The organism is Mesorhizobium sp. M2E.F.Ca.ET.219.01.1.1, from assembly GCF_004016445.2.
Lineage (GTDB): Bacteria > Pseudomonadota > Alphaproteobacteria > Rhizobiales > Rhizobiaceae > Mesorhizobium.
In genome coordinates, this window is sequence record NZ_SADT02000005.1 from 211240 (window position 1) to 227731 (window position 16492).

General features: G+C 64.8%; 16 protein-coding genes. 4 read left to right on the plus strand and 12 right to left on the minus strand.

The window, feature by feature from the left end:
- Window positions 1–5 precede the first annotated feature (5 nt).
- The 12 genes from EN862_RS23980 to EN862_RS24040 all read right to left on the minus strand — a co-directional run bounded on the left by EN862_RS23980 (window position 6) and on the right by EN862_RS24040 (window position 12797).
- Entirely contained in the window at window positions 6–761 is a 756-nt protein-coding gene (locus EN862_RS23980; protein ID WP_127866016.1) for an SDR family oxidoreductase, read from the minus strand.
- Entirely contained in the window at window positions 758–1270 is a 513-nt protein-coding gene (locus tag EN862_RS23985; RefSeq protein WP_127866017.1) for a hypothetical protein, read from the minus strand. Before EN862_RS23985 ends, EN862_RS23980 begins: the two co-directional genes overlap by 4 nt.
- Before the next feature lie 35 nt (window positions 1271–1305).
- Window positions 1306–2586, minus strand: a complete 1281-nt coding sequence (gene odhB, locus EN862_RS23990) for a 2-oxoglutarate dehydrogenase complex dihydrolipoyllysine-residue succinyltransferase (RefSeq protein WP_127866018.1) — start codon at window positions 2584–2586, stop codon at window positions 1306–1308.
- A gap of 45 nt (window positions 2587–2631) precedes the next feature.
- On the minus strand, window positions 2632–5619 hold the full coding sequence (locus EN862_RS23995; protein ID WP_127866019.1) for a 2-oxoglutarate dehydrogenase E1 component: 2988 nt from the start codon (window positions 5617–5619) through the stop codon (window positions 2632–2634).
- 127 nt (window positions 5620–5746) lie between these two features.
- On the minus strand, window positions 5747–6649 hold the full coding sequence (sucD, locus tag EN862_RS24000; protein ID WP_127866020.1) for a succinate--CoA ligase subunit alpha: 903 nt from the start codon (window positions 6647–6649) through the stop codon (window positions 5747–5749).
- A 12-nt stretch (window positions 6650–6661) separates the two neighbouring features.
- Window positions 6662–7153 (minus strand): DUF1579 family protein, encoded by a 492-nt coding sequence (locus tag EN862_RS24005; protein ID WP_127866021.1) that lies wholly within the window; start codon window positions 7151–7153, stop codon window positions 6662–6664.
- 3 nt (window positions 7154–7156) lie between these two features.
- Window positions 7157–7528, minus strand: a complete 372-nt coding sequence (locus EN862_RS24010) for a cupin domain-containing protein (RefSeq protein ID WP_127866022.1) — start codon at window positions 7526–7528, stop codon at window positions 7157–7159.
- A 4-nt stretch (window positions 7529–7532) separates the two neighbouring features.
- On the minus strand, window positions 7533–8726 hold the full coding sequence (sucC, locus tag EN862_RS24015; RefSeq protein ID WP_127866023.1) for an ADP-forming succinate--CoA ligase subunit beta: 1194 nt from the start codon (window positions 8724–8726) through the stop codon (window positions 7533–7535).
- 23 nt (window positions 8727–8749) lie between these two features.
- On the minus strand, window positions 8750–9718 hold the full coding sequence (mdh, locus tag EN862_RS24020; RefSeq protein ID WP_127866024.1) for a malate dehydrogenase: 969 nt from the start codon (window positions 9716–9718) through the stop codon (window positions 8750–8752).
- Window positions 9719–10215: 497 nt separating this feature from the next.
- Entirely contained in the window at window positions 10216–11418 is a 1203-nt protein-coding gene (gene zapE / locus EN862_RS24030; protein WP_127866025.1) for a cell division protein ZapE, read from the minus strand.
- A gap of 186 nt (window positions 11419–11604) precedes the next feature.
- Complete coding sequence (locus EN862_RS24035; RefSeq protein ID WP_127866026.1) at window positions 11605–12162, minus strand: protease inhibitor Inh/omp19 family protein; 558 nt, start codon at window positions 12160–12162, stop codon at window positions 11605–11607.
- A 197-nt stretch (window positions 12163–12359) separates the two neighbouring features.
- Window positions 12360–12797, minus strand: a complete 438-nt coding sequence (locus EN862_RS24040) for a VOC family protein (RefSeq protein ID WP_127866027.1) — start codon at window positions 12795–12797, stop codon at window positions 12360–12362.
- Between the two features lie 126 nt (window positions 12798–12923).
- Between EN862_RS24040 and EN862_RS24045 the strand changes: the two genes are divergently transcribed.
- The 4 genes from EN862_RS24045 to mtaB all read left to right on the plus strand — a co-directional run bounded on the left by EN862_RS24045 (window position 12924) and on the right by mtaB (window position 16480).
- On the plus strand, window positions 12924–13931 hold the full coding sequence (locus EN862_RS24045) for an MBL fold metallo-hydrolase (protein WP_127866028.1): 1008 nt from the start codon (window positions 12924–12926) through the stop codon (window positions 13929–13931).
- A 61-nt stretch (window positions 13932–13992) separates the two neighbouring features.
- Window positions 13993–14154: a DUF1328 family protein gene (locus EN862_RS24050; RefSeq protein ID WP_095820293.1), complete on the plus strand. Its 162-nt coding sequence runs from the start codon at window positions 13993–13995 to the stop codon at window positions 14152–14154.
- Window positions 14155–14270: 116 nt separating this feature from the next.
- Window positions 14271–15155, plus strand: a complete 885-nt coding sequence (gene dapF / locus EN862_RS24055) for a diaminopimelate epimerase (RefSeq protein ID WP_127866029.1) — start codon at window positions 14271–14273, stop codon at window positions 15153–15155.
- Window positions 15155–16480: a tRNA (N(6)-L-threonylcarbamoyladenosine(37)-C(2))-methylthiotransferase MtaB gene (gene mtaB, locus EN862_RS24060; RefSeq protein ID WP_127866030.1), complete on the plus strand. Its 1326-nt coding sequence runs from the start codon at window positions 15155–15157 to the stop codon at window positions 16478–16480. Before dapF ends, mtaB begins: the two co-directional genes overlap by 1 nt.
- The last annotated feature ends 12 nt before the right edge of the window (window positions 16481–16492 follow it).

A 16492-nucleotide genomic window follows, 5' to 3' on the forward strand; every position in this document is an offset into this window, starting at 1 on the left:
CGGCCTCAGCGGCCGCCGCTCACATTCAGGATCGCGCCCGTTATATAGGAGGCGGCGTCCGACAGAAGATAGAGAACCGCGCTCGCGACTTCGTCCGCCGTGCCCGCGCGTTTCATCGGCAGCATGTCCTGCATCCGCGTCACGCGATCCGGCTGCCCGCCAGAGGCATGGATTTCGGTCTCGATGATGCCGGGGCTGACCGCGTTGACGCGAATGCCTTCGAGCGCGACTTCACGCGCGAGCCCGATCGTCAGCGTGTCGATCGCGCCCTTGGAGGCGGCGTAGTCGACATATTCGCCAGGCGAGCCCAGCCTGGCGGCGGCAGACGAAATGTTGACGATGGCGCCACCCTTGCCGCCATGCCGCGTCGACACGCGCTTCACCGCCTCGCGGGCGCACAGGAACGAGCCGACGACATTGATGCGCATCATGCGCTCCAGACGCTCGGCACTCATCTCGTCGACACGCGCCTTGAGGTCGACGATGCCGGCATTGTTGACGAAAGCGTCGAGCTGGCCGAAGACCCGGTCCACGGCTTCGAACATCGCGATGACGTCGGCTTCGTTGCCGACGTCGCCCTTCACTGCGAAGGCATCTCCACCCGCGGCCTTGAGCTCGGCGACCAGCACATCCGCCGCGGCCTGGTTGGAGACGTAATTCACCGCCACCCGGTAGCCGGCCCGGTTGGCCTGCCGGCAGATGGCCGCCCCGATACCGCGGCTGCCGCCGGTGATCAGCAGCGTCTTTTTCTCGGCGCTCATTCCTGGCAGCCTTTCAGCACGAAGATGTCCCACGGCACTTTGGAGAAGCCGGCGGGACCGTAAGCCGCCGACATTTCGAGCGACGGCCCGAGATCGGGAAAGATGAGGCTCTTCGGCGCGTCGACGCCCTCCGCCGGCAACAGCCCGACGCCGCCCTTGTCGTCGGCGCTGTAGATGACGCCTTCCCAGACCGTGCAGGCGGCAAGCTCCTCGCCGGTGACGTCGCCGGTCGGGCATTTGTACATCAGCGAGCCGTGCGGCCGCGCGGCCGATCCCTCCGTCCACATGGCGATGCCGTCGAGGACGACATTGTTGTCGAGGGTCATGCGGAAGGCGTTGGTGATCGTCGCCGAGGTGCCGGCCGGCGTGAAATCGATCTCGGCCCCACTCTGCGCCTCGCCATAGACGGCAAGCTGGATCGGGCAGGCGGCCTGGGCGCTGGACGCCACGAGAGCCCCGCCGACCGCAAAGGCGACCGCTCTCGCAGCACCGAACAGACGGGCTTTCATTCGCCGCTCCGGCCGCGAGCCGTCATGAGCCACCTTTAGAGATCGAGCACCAGCCGCTCGGGATCCTCCAGGCTTTCCTTGACGCGCACCAGGAAGGTCACGGCTTCCTTGCCGTCGACGATGCGGTGATCGTAGGAGAGCGCCAGATACATCATCGGGCGGATGACGATCTGGCCGCCGACCACCACCGGCCGGTCCTGGATCTTGTGCATGCCGAGGATGCCCGACTGCGGCGCATTGAGGATCGGCGTCGACATCAGTGAGCCGTAGACACCGCCATTGGAGATGGTGAAGGTGCCGCCCTGCATGTCGGCGACCGAAAGCTTGCCGTCGCGCGCGGCGAGGCCGAGGCGACCGATCTCCTTCTCGATCTCGGCGATGGACATCTGGTCGGCATCGCGCACCACCGGCACCACCAGGCCCTTGTCGGTGCCGACGGCGACGCCGACATGGGCGAAGTTCTTGTAGATGATGTCGGTCCCGTCGATCTCGGCATTGACCGCCGGGATCTCCTTCAGCGCATGCGTCACCGCCTTGGTGAAGAAGCCCATGAAGCCGAGCTTCACGCCATGCTTCTTCTCGAACACGTCCTTGTATTTGGCCCTGAGCGCCATAACCGCGCTCATATCCACCTCGTTGAAGGTGGTGAGCATGGCGGCGGTCGACTGCGCTTCCTTCAAGCGGCGCGCGATGGTCTGGCGCAGCTTGGTCATGCGCACGCGCTCCTCGCGCGGCGCATCCTCGGCGGTGGACGGCGCGCGGGCGGCGACCGGCGCAGGCGCCGGAGCAGCCTTCGGCGTCTCGGCGGGCTGCGAGGGCGCGCCCTTGGCGATGGCGTCGAGCACGTCGCCCTTCAGCACCTGGCCGCGCTTGCCGGAACCGGAGAGCTGGTCGACCGAGAGATTGTGCTCCGCGATAAGCTTCGCGGCAGCCGGCGCCGGCGGCATGGTGCGCGGCTCGATCGGGCCGGCGTCGCCGGCGACCTTGGCGGTCTCGGCGGCGGCCTGCTTGGTGGTGGACGCGGCATCCGGGCTGGAGGCCTGCGCCACCGCCTGCGGCTTGGTGGCCGGGGCCGCGCCGCCCGCCGAAATCGAGCCGAGCAGCGCGCCGACATTGACCGTCTCGCCTTCCTTGACGGTGATCTCGGAGAGCGTCCCGGCGCCCGCGGCGGGCACTTCCACCGTCACCTTGTCGGTTTCGAGCTCGACCAAGGGCTCGTCGGCGGCGATCGCGTCGCCGACCTTCTTGAACCACTTGCCGACGGTCGCCTCGGTGACGGATTCACCCAGAGTGGGGACGCGGATTTCGGTAGCCATTGTGCCTGTCCGTTCTCTTGTCTTCTTGAGGTCTGTTTCGTCAGGTTATTCGCCGAGAGCGTCGTCAAGCAGCGCCGCCAGCTGGCTGAGATGCTTCGACATCAGGCCGGTTGCTGGCGAGGCCGAAGCTGGCCGCCCGGTGTAGCGCACCCGCTGATGCTTGGCGTCGATATGCGCCAGCACCCATTCGAGATAGGGGTCGATGAACGACCAGGCGCCCATGTTCTTGGGCTCCTCCTGGCACCACACCATCTCGGCATTGCGGAAGCGCGACAGTTCGGTGATCAGCGCCTTGGCCGGGAACGGATAGAGCTGCTCGACGCGCAGCAGATAGATGTCGTTGATGCCGCGCTTCTCGCGCTCCTCGTAGAGGTCGTAATAGACCTTGCCCGAGCACAGCACGACGCGGCGGATCTTGGAGTCCTTGACCAGCCTGATCGGCTGGTCGGCCAGGAGCTGGGCGTCATCCCACAGCAGGCGATGGAACGAACTCTCGCCCGACATTTCCGGCAGCGTCGACACCGCGCGCTTGTGGCGCAGCAGCGACTTCGGCGTCATCAGGATCAGCGGCTTGCGGAAGTCGCGCTTCAGCTGCCGGCGCAGGATGTGGAAATAGTTGGCCGGCGTCGTGACGTTGGCGACCTGCATGTTGTCTTCGGCGCAGAGCTGCAGGAAGCGCTCCAACCTGGCCGACGAATGCTCCGGCCCCTGGCCCTCATAGCCGTGCGGCAACAGGCAGACGAGGCCCGACATGCGCAACCACTTGCGCTCGCCGCTGGAGATGAACTGGTCGAACACCACCTGGGCGCCGTTGGCGAAGTCGCCGAACTGCGCTTCCCAGAGCGTCAGCGCCTTGGGCTCGGCCAGGCTGTAGCCATATTCGAAGCCGAGCACCGCCTCTTCCGACAGCATCGAGTTGATGACTTCATAGCCGGCTTGCGCTGCCGACAGATTGTTGAGCGGGATGTAGCGGGTCTCGTCGCGCTGATCGTAAAGCACCGAATGGCGCTGCGAGAAGGTGCCGCGTTCCGAATCCTGGCCCGAAAGCCGGATCGGGTTGCCGTCGAGCAGGATCGCGCCGAAGGCCAGCGCCTCCGCCGTCGACCAGTCGATGCCCTCGCCGGACTCGATCGCCTGGCGGCGGTTTTCGAGGAAGCGCAGGATCGTCTTGTGCGCCTCGAAATCCTTCGGCACCTCGGTCAGCTTCTTGCCGATCTCCTTCAGCGTGCGCACCGGCACAGCTGTCTTGCCGCGCCGTTGTTCATCCTGGTTGTCGGCGGTGCGCAGGCCGGACCACGCGCCGTCCAGCCAGTCGGCCTTGTTCGGCTTGTAGCTCTGGCCGACTTCCCATTCGGCTTCCAGATGCGCGCGCCAGTCGGCCCGCATCTTGTCGACCTCGGCCTGGGTGACATGGCCTTCCGCGATCAGCCGGTCGGCATAGATCTGCACCACCGTCTTGTGGGTGCGGATGTTGCGGTACATGATCGGCTGGGTGAAGGCCGGCTCGTCGCCCTCATTGTGGCCGAAGCGGCGGTAGCAGAACATGTCCACAACCACCGGCTTGTGGAACTTCATGCGGAACTCGGTGGCGACCTTGGCGGCGTGCACCACGGCCTCCGGGTCGTCGCCATTGACGTGGAAGATCGGCGCCTCGATCATCTTGGCCACATCCGACGGATAGGGCGAGGAGCGTGAGAAGCGCGGATTGGTGGTGAAGCCGATCTGGTTGTTGATGATGACGTGCAGCGTGCCGGCGACGCGATGGCCGCGCAGGCCGGACAGGCCGAGGATTTCGGCGATCACGCCCTGGCCGGCGAAGGCCGCGTCGCCATGCAAAAGCAGCGGCATCACCTTGGCGCGCTCCGACAGCGGCACGACCTCGCCACGCTCGCGGCCGGCGAACTGGTCCTGCTTGGCGCGCGCCTTGCCCATCACCACCGGATCGACGATTTCCAGATGCGAGGGGTTGGCCGTCAGCGACAGATGCACCTTGTTGCCGTCGAACTCGCGGTCCGACGAGGCGCCGAGATGGTACTTCACGTCGCCCGAACCTTCGACTTCGTCAGGCGCGGCCGAGCCGCCCTTGAATTCGTGGAAGATGGCGCGGTGCGGCTTCGCCATCACCTGGGAAAGCACGTTGAGGCGGCCGCGATGCGCCATGCCGAGCACGATTTCCTTGAGACCGAGCTGGCCGCCGCGCTTGACGATCTGCTCCAGCGCCGGGATCAGCGATTCACCGCCGTCGAGGCCGAAGCGCTTGGTGCCCTTGTACTTGACGTCGATATATTGCTCGAAGCCCTCGGCCTCGACCAGCTTCGACAGGATCGCCTTCTTGCCGGTTGCGGTGAAGGTGATCTCCTTGTCGGCGCCTTCGATGCGCGCCTGGATCCACGCCTTCTCCTCCGGATCGGAAATGTGCATGAACTCGACGCCGAGCGTCGAGCAATAGGTGCGGGTCAGGATGTCCAGCATCTGCCGGATGGTGCCGAATTCCAGGCCCAGCACATTGTCGAGGAAAATCGGCCGGTCGTAATCGGCCTCGCTGAAGCCGTAATTCTCCGGCGACAGCTCGTTATAATCCTCCAGCGGCTTGGCGATGCCGAGCGGATCGAGATTGGCGTGCAGATGGCCGCGCATGCGATAGGCGCGGATCATCATGATGGCGCGGACCGAATCGCGCGTCGCCTGGTGCACGTCGGCGTCGGAAAGCACGGCGCCGTTGACGACCGCCTTTTCCTTGACCTTCTTTTCGATCGTCTTTTCGACCAGGCCCCAATTGCCGTCGAGCGCCGAGACCAGCTCGCCATTGGCCGTCATCGGCCAGGAGGGCTTCGCCCAGGAGGCGCCCTTGGCGTTCTTGCGCACATCGCCCGCGTCGTCCTTCAGCGCGGCGAAGAAATCCCGCCATTCCGGATCGACCGAAGCCGGATTGTCCTCATAAGCCGCGTAGAGCGCGTCGATATAGTCGGCATTGCCGCCATAGAGGAACGAGGTGAGCGAGAATTGGTCGTTGGCCTGATCTTGTCTTGCCATTTTTCGTCTGCGGAGCCTGGCTCCGTCTCCTTTTCAGAGCGAATAGGGAGTAGCGAACAGCGAGTAGGGTGACCCAGTCGCTGCGTTACTTTGTTTCCCTATTCGCTATTCACTATTCGCTACTCACTTAACCCTTGATCGCCTCGACCAGCGTCGTGCCGAGTCGCGCTGGCGAGGGCGAAACCTTGATGCCGGCCGATTCCATGGCCGCGATCTTGTCTTCCGCCCCGCCCTTGCCGCCCGAGATCACCGCGCCCGCATGGCCCATGGTGCGGCCGGCCGGCGCAGTGCGCCCGGCGATGAAGCCCGCCATCGGTTTCTTGCGGCCGCGCTTGGCTTCGTCCTTGAGGAACTGCGCGGCGTCTTCCTCGGCCGAGCCGCCGATCTCGCCGATCATGATGATCGACTTGGTCTCGTCGTCGGCGAGGAACATCTCCAGCACATCGATGAACTCGGTGCCCTTGACCGGGTCGCCGCCGATGCCAACCGCCGTGGTCTGGCCGAGCCCGACATTGGTGGTCTGGAAGACTGCCTCATAGGTAAGTGTTCCCGAGCGGGAAACAACGCCCACCGAGCCCTTGCGGAAGATGTTGCCGGGCATGATGCCGATCTTGCACTCGTCCGGCGTCAGCACGCCCGGGCAATTCGGGCCGATCAGCCGCGAGGTCGAGCGGTCGAGCCGCGCCTTGACCTTGACCATGTCCATCACCGGGATGCCCTCGGTGATACAGACGATCAGAGGGATCTCGGCCTCGATCGCCTCGATGATCGCCTCGCCGGCGCCCGCCGGCGGCACATAGATGACCGAGGCGTTGGCGCCGGTCTTGGCCTTGCCTTCGGCGACGGTGGCGAAGATCGGCAGGCTCTCGCCCTTGGCTCCGGTCCAGGTCTCGCCGCCCTTCTTCGGATGGATGCCGCCCACCATCTTGGTGCCGTGATAGGCCAGCGCCTGCTCGGTGTGGAACGTGCCGGTCTTGCCGGTCAGACCCTGCACCAGCACCTTGGTATTCTTGTCGATGAGAATGGACATGGCGGCCCTTTTCTAAAAACCGTTGATCGTGGAAGGCGAGACGCGCCGGTAGAGGCCGCTCACCATGTCTTGCCAGGCATCGCTGCCTGCGGGTCTGAACTCAAGTTTCATGCGGTAGGCGTCGGTGCCGTCAAAACCATATGTCACGCGGGCGGCGCCGCGCAGCGACGAGCGTTCGAGCATGAGCTCGCTGCCGTTCCAGAGGCCGGTGGCGGGTGATGCCGGCACGAACCCCATCGAGTCGAACTGATGCATGGTGACGACGCCGTTCTGCTGGTCGAAGCCGAACACATTATGCGAGGCGAACGAAACCGTGCCGTCGCGGCGCTGGCGGTAGCGCTGCATCACGAACAGGCCGCCGAACTCAGCCTCGGCCTGAACTTCCGAAGTCGCCGTGCCGGCATCGGTCCATTGCGTCGCCGCGACCTCTTCCTCGCCGCGCCATGCGCCGACCAGCGCCTGCAGGCGTTGGTGACCATCCGACAAGGAGGAGAACGCATTCATGGCTCAGAGCCGCTTCAGGTCGGTGACAGTGAGGTCACTCCGGGCATTGCCGGTGTTCAGAGTCGTCGCCGGCTCGAACATCAGCACGACGGGCTCCTTGGTCAGCGAACGCGGCCGATGCTCGACGCCGCGCGGCACGACGATGAAATCGCCCTCGCCGAGCTCGACCGGCCCGTCGCGGAAATCGATGGCGATCCTGCCGCGCAGCACGAGGAAGGCTTCGTCCTCATTGTCATGCGCGTGCCAGTCGAAGATCTCGCCAAACTTGGCGACCTTGGCCTGGCTGTCATTGACGTCGCCGGCGATGTGCGGATCGAAGACCTTGGCGATCTTCTGATCCGCCGCCTCGACCAGGTTTATCTTGCGCGGAGGCATCCGCTCAGCCCTTCACCGCCTTGACGATCTTCTTGGCCGCATCATCCAAGTCATCGGCCGAGACGACATTCAAGCCGCTGTCGTTGATGATCTTCTTGCCGAGCTCGGCATTGGTGCCTTCCAGACGCACGACCAGCGGCACCTTGAGGCCCACTTCCTTGACAGCCGCGATCACCCCCTCGGCGATGACATCGCATTTCATGATGCCGCCGAAGATGTTGATCAGGATGCCCTCGACCGCCGGATCCTTGGTGATGATCTTGAACGCCGCCGTGACCTTTTCCTTCGAGGCGCCGCCGCCGACATCGAGGAAGTTAGCCGGCTCAGCGCCATAGAGCTTGATGATGTCCATCGTCGCCATGGCAAGGCCGGCGCCGTTGACCATGCAGCCGATATTGCCGTCGAGCGCGACATAGGCGAGGTCGTATTTCGACGCCTCGATCTCCTTCTCGTCCTCTTCCGTGGTGTCGCGCAGTTCCATCACGTCGGGGTGGCGGAACAATGCGTTGTTGTCGAACGACACTTTCGCGTCGAGCACGCGCAGATGGCCGTCCTTCATGACGATCAGCGGGTTGACCTCGAGCAGGCTCATGTCCTTCTCGACAAAGGCCTTGTAGAGGATCGGGAACAGCGAGGCGCCGTCCTTCGCCGCATCGCCGTCGAGCTTCAGCGCCGCGTTGAGCGTCTTCACGTCATCGGCCGTGACGACCTTTTCCGGATCGATGGCGACGGTGACGATCTTTTCCGGCGTGTCATGCGCGACCGTCTCGATGTCCATGCCGCCTTCGGTCGAGACGACGAAGGCGATGCGGCCGACGGAGCGGTCGACCAGGATCGAAAGATAGAGCTCGCGCTCGATGTCGGCGCCGTCCTCGATATAAAGGCGGTTGACCTGCTTGCCGGCCGGACCGGTCTGCTTGGTGACCAGCGTGTGGCCGAGCATCTCGTTGGTGTTGGCGACCACTTCGGCCGCCGACTTCGCCAGCCGCACGCCGCCCTTGGCGTCGGGGCCGAGCTCCTTGAACTTGCCCTTGCCGCGACCGCCGGCATGGATCTGGCTTTTCACGACATAAAGCGGGCCGGGCAGCGCCTTGGCGGCGGCTTCCGCCTCGCTTGCCTTGAACACCGGAACGCCGCTTGCCACCGGCGCGCCGAACGTCTTCAGCAGCGCCTTGGCCTGATACTCATGGATGTTCATGCGCTTGATCTCCGGGAGTACGATTATTTGCCGGCGAGATGCGGGGCGATCTTGGTGCAGGCCTCGGTCAGGCCCTGGACGGCCGCGACCGAATTGTCGAACATCTTCTGCTCGGCCTTCGACAGGTCGATCTCGATGACGCGCTCGACGCCGCCGGCGCCGATCACCACGGGAACGCCGACATAGGTTCCCTTGACGCCATACTGTCCCGAGAGGTGCGCGGCGCAGGGCAGCACGCGCTTCTTGTCCTTGAGGTAGGATTCGGCCATGGCGATCGCCGAGGCCGCCGGCGCGTAATAGGCCGAACCGGTCTTCAACAGGCCGACGATCTCGGCGCCGCCGTCTCGGGTGCGCTGCACGATCTGGTCGAGCTTCTCCTTCGAGGTCCAGCCCATCTTGACGAGGTCGGGCAGCGGGATGCCGGCAACCGTCGAATAGCGGATCATCGGCACCATCGAGTCGCCATGGCCGCCAAGCACGAAAGCGGTGACGTCCTCGACCGAGACCTTGAACTCCTCGGCCAGGAAATAGCGGAAGCGGGAGCTGTCGAGCACGCCGGCCATGCCGACGACATGGCTGGTCGGCAGGCCTGAGAACTTCTGCAGCGCCCAGACCATCGCGTCGAGCGGGTTGGTGATGCAGATGACGAACGCCTTCGGGGCATATTTCTTCAGACCTGCGCCGACCTGTTCCATCACCTTGAGGTTGATGCCCAGAAGATCATCGCGGCTCATGCCCGGCTTGCGCGGCACGCCGGCGGTCACGATGCAGACATCCGCGCCCTCGACGCCGGCATAGTCGTTGACGCCGGTGAGCCGGGAGTCGAAACCGTCGACCGGCGACGACTGCGCAATGTCGAGACCCTTGCCCTGCGGAATGCCCTCGGCGATATCGAACAGCACCACGTCGCCGAGATCCTTGAGGCCGATCATATGGGCGAGCGTGCCGCCGATCATGCCCGAGCCGATGAGCGCTATCTTGTTGCGTGCCATGTGAGGATGTTTTCCCTTTGTCTGTGACGAGGTCGTGACGGGGCCGGGAGGCCGAAAGGATGCGGGAAGCCGCGAGATTTGGCCGCATCGAATAGCGCTGGCCAAGGAAAAATTCAAACGATTATTTTGAAGCCAGTCTTTTCAATCGGTTAGATGCTTTGGGAATTACGTAAACGTCAAAGTTTGCGAGCCGACTGAGGGGAATTTACACAATGAACGTCGAAATCAGAAGGCTTCATCCCGGCGATGACGCCCTTGTGATTTAAGCGCGGCATTGTTCAACGCTGGCGGGACAGCGCCCCCTCTGGCCTGCCGGCCATCTCCCCCACAAGGGGGGAGATCGACGTCACGCAAACTTTCGCCAATCTCGAACGTTGCAGGAATGAGGGCGGCGCCGAAGCTGCCAATCTCCCCCCAAGTGGGGGAGATGTCCGGCAGGACAGAGGGGGGCGCGAAGGATCGCTGCTCGCGGTTCTTGATGCGAAGGCCGGTTGTCGCTACCCCTGCGCCAACCTTGCCTCCGCAGGCCGTGCCTCATCCTTCCGCCGCCCCGCCCAATCCTCCAGCCAGTCGCGGCTCTGCATCTCGACAAGGCGCGAGGCGGTGCGCTCGAATTCGAACACTTCCGTGCCGCGTTTGGCCGTGTAGAGCCCTTCCGGCGCCGCAGCGGCGCTCATCACCAGCCGCATGCGATGGTCGTAGAGCGTGTCGATCAAAAGGATGAAGCGCTTGGCTTCGTTGCGCTTGCCTTCGCCCAGCACCGGCACATGGTCGATGAAGACGGTCGAGAAGCGGCCGGCGATGGCCAGATAATCGCGCGCGCCGAGCGGCTTCTCGCAGAGGTCGGCAAAGGAAAAGCGCGCCGCGTCGCCGGCGGCGCGCGGCACGACGAGCTGGCGGCCTTTCAGCATCAGCGTCACCTCGCCGGTCGGCTGGCCATGCGTCATCGTCTTCCAGGCCTCGTCCAGCGCGCGCTCGGCCGCGGCGTCGTCCGGCGTGACATAGACCGGCTGCCGGTTGAGCTTTTCCTGCCGGTAGTCCTTGTCGGCATCGAGCGTCATCACTTGGGCATTGCGCTCGAGCAGCGAGATGAACGGCAGGAAGAGCTGGCGGTTCAGCCCGTCGCGATAGAGGTTCTCCGGCGCGACATTGGAGGTGGCGACCAGCACCACGCCATTGGCAAACAGCGCCGAGAACAGCCGCGACAGGATCATCGCGTCGGCGATGTCGGTGACCGAGAATTCGTCGAAGCACAGCACCCAGGCTTCATCGGCGAGCGCCCGGGCGACCGGCGGGATCGGATCATCTTCCTTGACCGTGCCTTCCTTGCGAGCCTGCCTGTGCTTCTGGATCCGGTCCTGCACATCGGCCATGAAATCGTTGAAATGCACTCGCCGCTTGCGGCGAACCGGCAAGAGCTCGAAGAACATGTCCATCAGCATGGTCTTGCCGCGACCGACGCTGCCATGGATGTAGAGGCCCTTGACCGGGGTGCGCGGCTGCCGCTTGGCCGCGAACAGCCAGCCCAGTGCGCTCGATTTCTGCGCCAGTCTTTTGGCCGAAATCTCGTCGATCAACCGATCGAGCGCGGCGACGATGCGCTCCTGCGCCGGATCGCGCTCGACAGCGCCGCTCTGGACGAGATGGTCGTAGCGCTGCCTGACGGTCGCGTGGGTCTGGAGGCCGTCACGCAGGTGCATGGTTCACATCATTTACTTTGAGCAAAATGCTCCAGGGAGGCGCCAGGCTATGTTGAGATTCAGGTCAGGCCAAGCCGAGAAGGGTGGGTTCCGAGAACCGGAGCGGAGCGTACTTTTCGTACGTGAGCACCGGAAGCGCAGGAAGCCGCCATTCGCAGGCCGGCATCACCTGAATATCAGCGTAGCCTACCTTGTAAGCGAGATGGGCTGCCCATTGGAAGTCTGGCCGTCGAACTTTTCCCCGCCTGACGAGTAGAGCCTGGCCAGCGTGCCGCCATTTTCGTCGTAGAGCGTCAGCTGCTTGCCGGCGACATTCCACGACTTGATGCCGTCGATCGGCGCCGGACAGTGCAGCGGACCGGCGCGGTAGCCGGCGCCGAACTTGGTCTGCGGCGTCGCCACCTTGCAGCTCTGCCCGGAGACATTGACGTTCCATACGCCGGCGACGCTGGCCGCGGTGAGATCGGTGGCGCCGGCGGGCGCGGTGCCGTCCGGCGGCAGCGAAGCGACCTGGGTGTTCTTCGGCGCGGTCGGGAATTGTGACGGATCGGTGGTGCCGGGAGCGGCCGGCGGCGGCAGCTGATTCTGCGTCACCGTGCCGGACGGCGCCGGCGTCAGCGGCGCCGGCTGCTGGTCGTCCATCGACGAGAAGCGCGAGGTCGAACAGCCGCTCGCAACCAGCGCGGCCAGCGAGATGGCCATGAGGCCGCTCCGCGAAAAGGGGCGGGTTATCGAAAAATTCATCAAAACCTCCGTCGGATCCGGCCGGGGGGAGCCATCCGCGTAATCTCCGCTCCACCAAGATGGCGAAGGTGGCAGAATTTCAACCCGATATGGTTAAAATAGGGTTTTCGAGCCGGATGTTGCAAATTTATCGCAGCAAGCGGACGGCGCGGGAAAGCCGCCCCGGGGAATTCGCCTAAGCCGTTGAGATATCGGTATTAAATCCGGGCGCTTGGCACGAACACATAGCCGTCCGGGCCGACGATGTAGCATTCGCGCAGGCCATGCGGCTTGTCGATGGAGCCGGCCAGCACGATGTGGCCGAGCGCCGCCGCCTTTTTCTCGACCGCATCCGGATCGGCGCCGTAAAGGCGCAGCTCTATGCCGGCCCCGCGTGTCTCGGCGCCCGAAGTGACCCCGGTCATCGGATTGTCGAGATAGGAATGGTCGGCATGCAGCATGAAGACCGAGCCCAAAAGCTCGATCGCCGCGAAATCCTCGTCGGCATAGATGATGCGGGCGCCGAGCACGTCGCGGCAGAAAACTTCCATCGCCGCCATGTCGGTGACCAACAGGTTGACGCCGACCCCCAGCGGCAATGAGCGGCCGAAATCCTCGGCCTTCATCCACGGTGTCCTGGTTCGCTTCATGACCATGACGGTCGCCCCCTCGCTCCCGATCCTAGATGAACCGGGTTCCGACGATTGGCATTCGCCAGCAAAATGCTTGCGCCAGGCAGGGGTCTCCTTATCTCAGGAGGGGACCGAGCCGGCGGAGTGAGAATGGCCGCGAGAAAAAGAACCGCCAATCGCTACTACAACGGCCCGCGCAGCGATCATTTCGACGGCGCCTTGTTCTTCAACCCCGGCGGCAAGCCGCCGGGGCGCTTCAGCGATCTCCTTAGATGGCAATTCAGCGGCGGACGGGCGAAATGGCCTGCCACCGTTCCGAGCCCCCATCCGCCAGCAAAACCGGACGGGCTGCTGGATGGTGGCGCGCTTCGGGTCACCATGGTCGGCCATGCCTCGCTTCTCATCCAGACGGCCGGGCTGAACATCCTGACCGATCCGGTCTGGTCGGAGCGCGCCTCACCCTTCGCCTTCGCCGGCCCCAGAAGGGTCAATGCGCCAGGGATCGCTTTTGCCGACCTGCCGCCGATTGACCTGGTCCTTGTCAGCCACAACCACTACGACCATCTCGACCTCGCCACGCTGAGGCGGCTGAAGGAGAGCCACGACGCACGCGTCATCACGCCGCTCGGCAACGATGCCATCATCCGCCGCGCCGTGCCCGGCATGCGGCTCAGCGTGCATGATTGGGGCGACAGGATCGACGCCGGGGCGGCCGCCATTCATGTCGAGCCGGCGCATCATTGGTCGGCGCGCGGCGGGCGCGACCGCCGCATGGCGCTTTGGGCTGGCTTCGTCATCGAAACGGTGGGCGGCAACATCTATTTCGCCGGCGATACCGGCTTCCATGACGGCATCAACTACCGGCTGATGGCAAAAAAGCATGGTGGCTTTCGCCTCGCTATCCTGCCGATCGGCGCCTGTGAGCCGCGCTGGTTCATGGCGCCGCAGCACCAGAATCCGGAGGAGGCCGTTCTCGGCATGAAACTGTGCAATGCGGCTCACGCCGCAGGCTGCCACTGGGGCACATTCCACCTCACCGACGAGCCGGTCGAGGAGCCGGCGCAGAAGCTGGCCGAGGCGCTCGAGGCGCACGGCCTGCCGCCGGAGCGTTTCCGCGCCATGCGTCCTGGTGAAGTCTGGGACATACCGCCCATCTGACAAGGAACACAAACCGGCGAAACGCGTTGGGTTTCACGACGCAATTTCGCCGGAGCTTCCCATGATCAGGTGGATCATCATTCTTCTCATCATTGCCGCCGCCGCCAGCCTGCTCGGCATGCCGGCCTTGGCCGGTGCCGCTGCCATGGGCGCGCGGGTGCTGATCGGCATCGTGCTGATCCTCTTCCTGCTGCTCGTGCTCGGCGTCTTTGCGGTAACATAGGCGCGACCGCCAGGTCGTCGCGGGGCGACCTACTCGTTGTCGCCACACGGGTCGCACTGGTAATTCTCGCCCGTTTCCGCCATATAGCGGCCAAACGGATTGGAATGACCGGTTAGATGGCAGGCACGGCCCCCTTCGCCAAGATGAACGGCATCGGCAACGAGATCATCGTTGCCGATATGCGCGGCCGTGCCGACAGGGTCACGCCGGCGGCGGCGATCGCGCTGAACGCCGACGCGGCGACCAAGTTCGACCAGATCATGGCGATCCACGATGCGCGCACGCCGGGCACCGCTTACTACATCGACATCCTGAACTCGGACGGATCCGGGGCGCAGGCCTGCGGCAACGGCACGCGCTGCGTCGTCCAGGCTCTAGCCGCCGAGACCGGCCAGAAGAGCTTCACCTTCGAGACCCGCGCGGGCATCCTGAATGCGCAGGAGCATGCCGACGGCTCGATCTCGGTCGACATGGGCAAGCCACGCTTCGGCTGGCAGGAGATCCCGCTGGCGGAAGAGTTCCGCGACACCCGCATGATCGAGCTGCAGATCGGTCCGATCGACGCGCCGGTGCTGCATTCGCCCTCGGCGGTGTCGATGGGCAACCCGCATGCCATCTTCTGGGTCGACAACGACGTCTGGTCCTACGAGCTCGACCGCTTCGGCCCGCTGCTCGAAAACCACCCGATCTTCCCCGAGCGAGCCAACATCACCCTCGCCCAGGTCACGTCGCCCGAGACGATGATCATCCGCACCTGGGAACGTGGCGCCGGCCTGACCAAGGCCTGTGGCTCGGCAGCCTGCGCCGCCGTGGTTGCCGCCGCCCGCACCAAGCGCACCGGCCGCAGTGTGACGCTGATGACGCCCGGCGGCGGCGAGCTGCATGTCGAATGGCGCGACGACGACCACGTCATCCTGACCGGCGCGGCCGAATGGGAATTTTCCGGCAGCTTCGATCCCTCGACCGGCGCCTGGGCCCGCGACACCGAAAGCGCCGCCTGATGTCCGCCTTTGGAAAAGGCGTGACCCAAGCCCCCACCGGCAAGGGCATCGACGTCGTCACCTTCGGCTGCCGCCTCAACACCTATGAATCGGAAGTGATGCGCCGCGAGGCGGAGAGCGCCGGCCTCGGCGCACTCCAGGGCGGCGCCGTGATCTTCAACACCTGTGCGGTCACGGCCGAAGCGGTGCGCCAGGCCAAGCAGGCGATCCGCACGGCGCGGCGTGAAAACCCTTCAGCCCGCATCATCGTCACCGGCTGCGCGGCGCAGACCGAGCCGCAGAACTTCGCCGCCATGGACGAGGTCGACCTCGTGCTCGGCAATGAGGAGAAGCTCAAGGCGAACTCCTACCGCGCGCTGCCCGATTTCGGCGTCAACGACACCGAGAAGGCGCGCGTCAACGACATTTTCTCGGTGCGCGAGACGGCAGGCCACATGGTCGACGCCATCGAAGGCCGCGCGCGCGCCTTCGTGCAGGTTCAGAATGGCTGCGACCATCGCTGCACCTTCTGCATCATCCCTTACGGACGCGGAAACTCGCGCTCGGTGCCGATGGGCGCCGTGGTCGAGCAGGTGAAACGCCTTGCCGGCAACGGCTATGCCGAGATCGTGCTCTCCGGCGTCGACATGACCAGCTTCGGCGCCGACCTGCCGGGCAGCCCGAAGCTTGGAAAACTGGTGAAGACCATTCTGCGCCAGGTGCCGGATGTGAAGCGACTCAGGCTGTCCTCGATCGATTCCATCGAGGCCGACGACGACCTGCTCGACGCCATCGCCACCGAATCCAGGCTGATGCCGCATCTGCATCTGTCGCTGCAGTCGGGCGACGACATGATCCTGAAGCGCATGAAGCGGCGCCATCTGCGCGACCAGTCGATCCGCTTCTGCGAGGACGTGCGCAAGCTGCGCCCTGCAATCGTCTTCGGCGCCGACATCATCGCCGGCTTCCCGACCGAGACCGAGGCGATGTTCGAGAACTCGGAGAAAATCGTCGAGGAATGCGGCCTGACGCATCTGCACGTCTTTCCGTTCAGCCCGCGCGAAGGCACGCCCGCCGCGCGCATGCCGCAGGTCCGCCGCGAGGTGGTGAAGGCGCGCGCCGCGAGGCTGCGCGCCGCCGGCGAGGCCGCCTATCGTCGTCATCTGACCTCGCTCCCCGGCACGCGGCAGTCGATCCTGATCGAGCGTGACGGGCTCGGCCGCACCGAAGGGTTCACGCTGGCCGCGATCGACACCGGCGTGCCCGGCGAGATCGTCGAAGCCATCATCACCGGCCATGACGGCGCCCGACTGATTGCGGCGCCGCTGACCGCGCAAGCCGCCTGAGAAACTGCGAGA

Coding starts and splice junctions, on each gene's coding strand:
- EN862_RS23985 (WP_127866017.1), bottom strand. CDS start 1,270: ATGAAAGCCCGTCTGTTCGGTGCTGCGAGAGCGGTCGCCTTTGCGGTC.
- sucC (WP_127866023.1), bottom strand. CDS start 8,726: ATGAACATCCATGAGTATCAGGCCAAGGCGCTGCTGAAGACGTTCGGC.
- mdh (WP_127866024.1), bottom strand. CDS start 9,718: ATGGCACGCAACAAGATAGCGCTCATCGGCTCGGGCATGATCGGCGGC.
- EN862_RS24035 (WP_127866026.1), bottom strand. CDS start 12,162: ATGAATTTTTCGATAACCCGCCCCTTTTCGCGGAGCGGCCTCATGGCC.
- zapE (WP_127866025.1), bottom strand. CDS start 11,418: ATGCACCTGCGTGACGGCCTCCAGACCCACGCGACCGTCAGGCAGCGC.
- dapF (WP_127866029.1), top strand. CDS start 14,271: ATGGCAGGCACGGCCCCCTTCGCCAAGATGAACGGCATCGGCAACGAG.
- EN862_RS24010 (WP_127866022.1), bottom strand. CDS start 7,528: ATGCCTCCGCGCAAGATAAACCTGGTCGAGGCGGCGGATCAGAAGATC.
- EN862_RS24045 (WP_127866028.1), top strand. CDS start 12,924: ATGGCCGCGAGAAAAAGAACCGCCAATCGCTACTACAACGGCCCGCGC.
- EN862_RS24005 (WP_127866021.1), bottom strand. CDS start 7,153: ATGAATGCGTTCTCCTCCTTGTCGGATGGTCACCAACGCCTGCAGGCG.
- mtaB (WP_127866030.1), top strand. CDS start 15,155: ATGTCCGCCTTTGGAAAAGGCGTGACCCAAGCCCCCACCGGCAAGGGC.
- odhB (WP_127866018.1), bottom strand. CDS start 2,586: ATGGCTACCGAAATCCGCGTCCCCACTCTGGGTGAATCCGTCACCGAG.
- EN862_RS24040 (WP_127866027.1), bottom strand. CDS start 12,797: ATGGTCATGAAGCGAACCAGGACACCGTGGATGAAGGCCGAGGATTTC.
- EN862_RS23980 (WP_127866016.1), bottom strand. CDS start 761: ATGAGCGCCGAGAAAAAGACGCTGCTGATCACCGGCGGCAGCCGCGGT.
- EN862_RS24050 (WP_095820293.1), top strand. CDS start 13,993: ATGATCAGGTGGATCATCATTCTTCTCATCATTGCCGCCGCCGCCAGC.
- EN862_RS23995 (WP_127866019.1), bottom strand. CDS start 5,619: ATGGCAAGACAAGATCAGGCCAACGACCAATTCTCGCTCACCTCGTTC.
- sucD (WP_127866020.1), bottom strand. CDS start 6,649: ATGTCCATTCTCATCGACAAGAATACCAAGGTGCTGGTGCAGGGTCTG.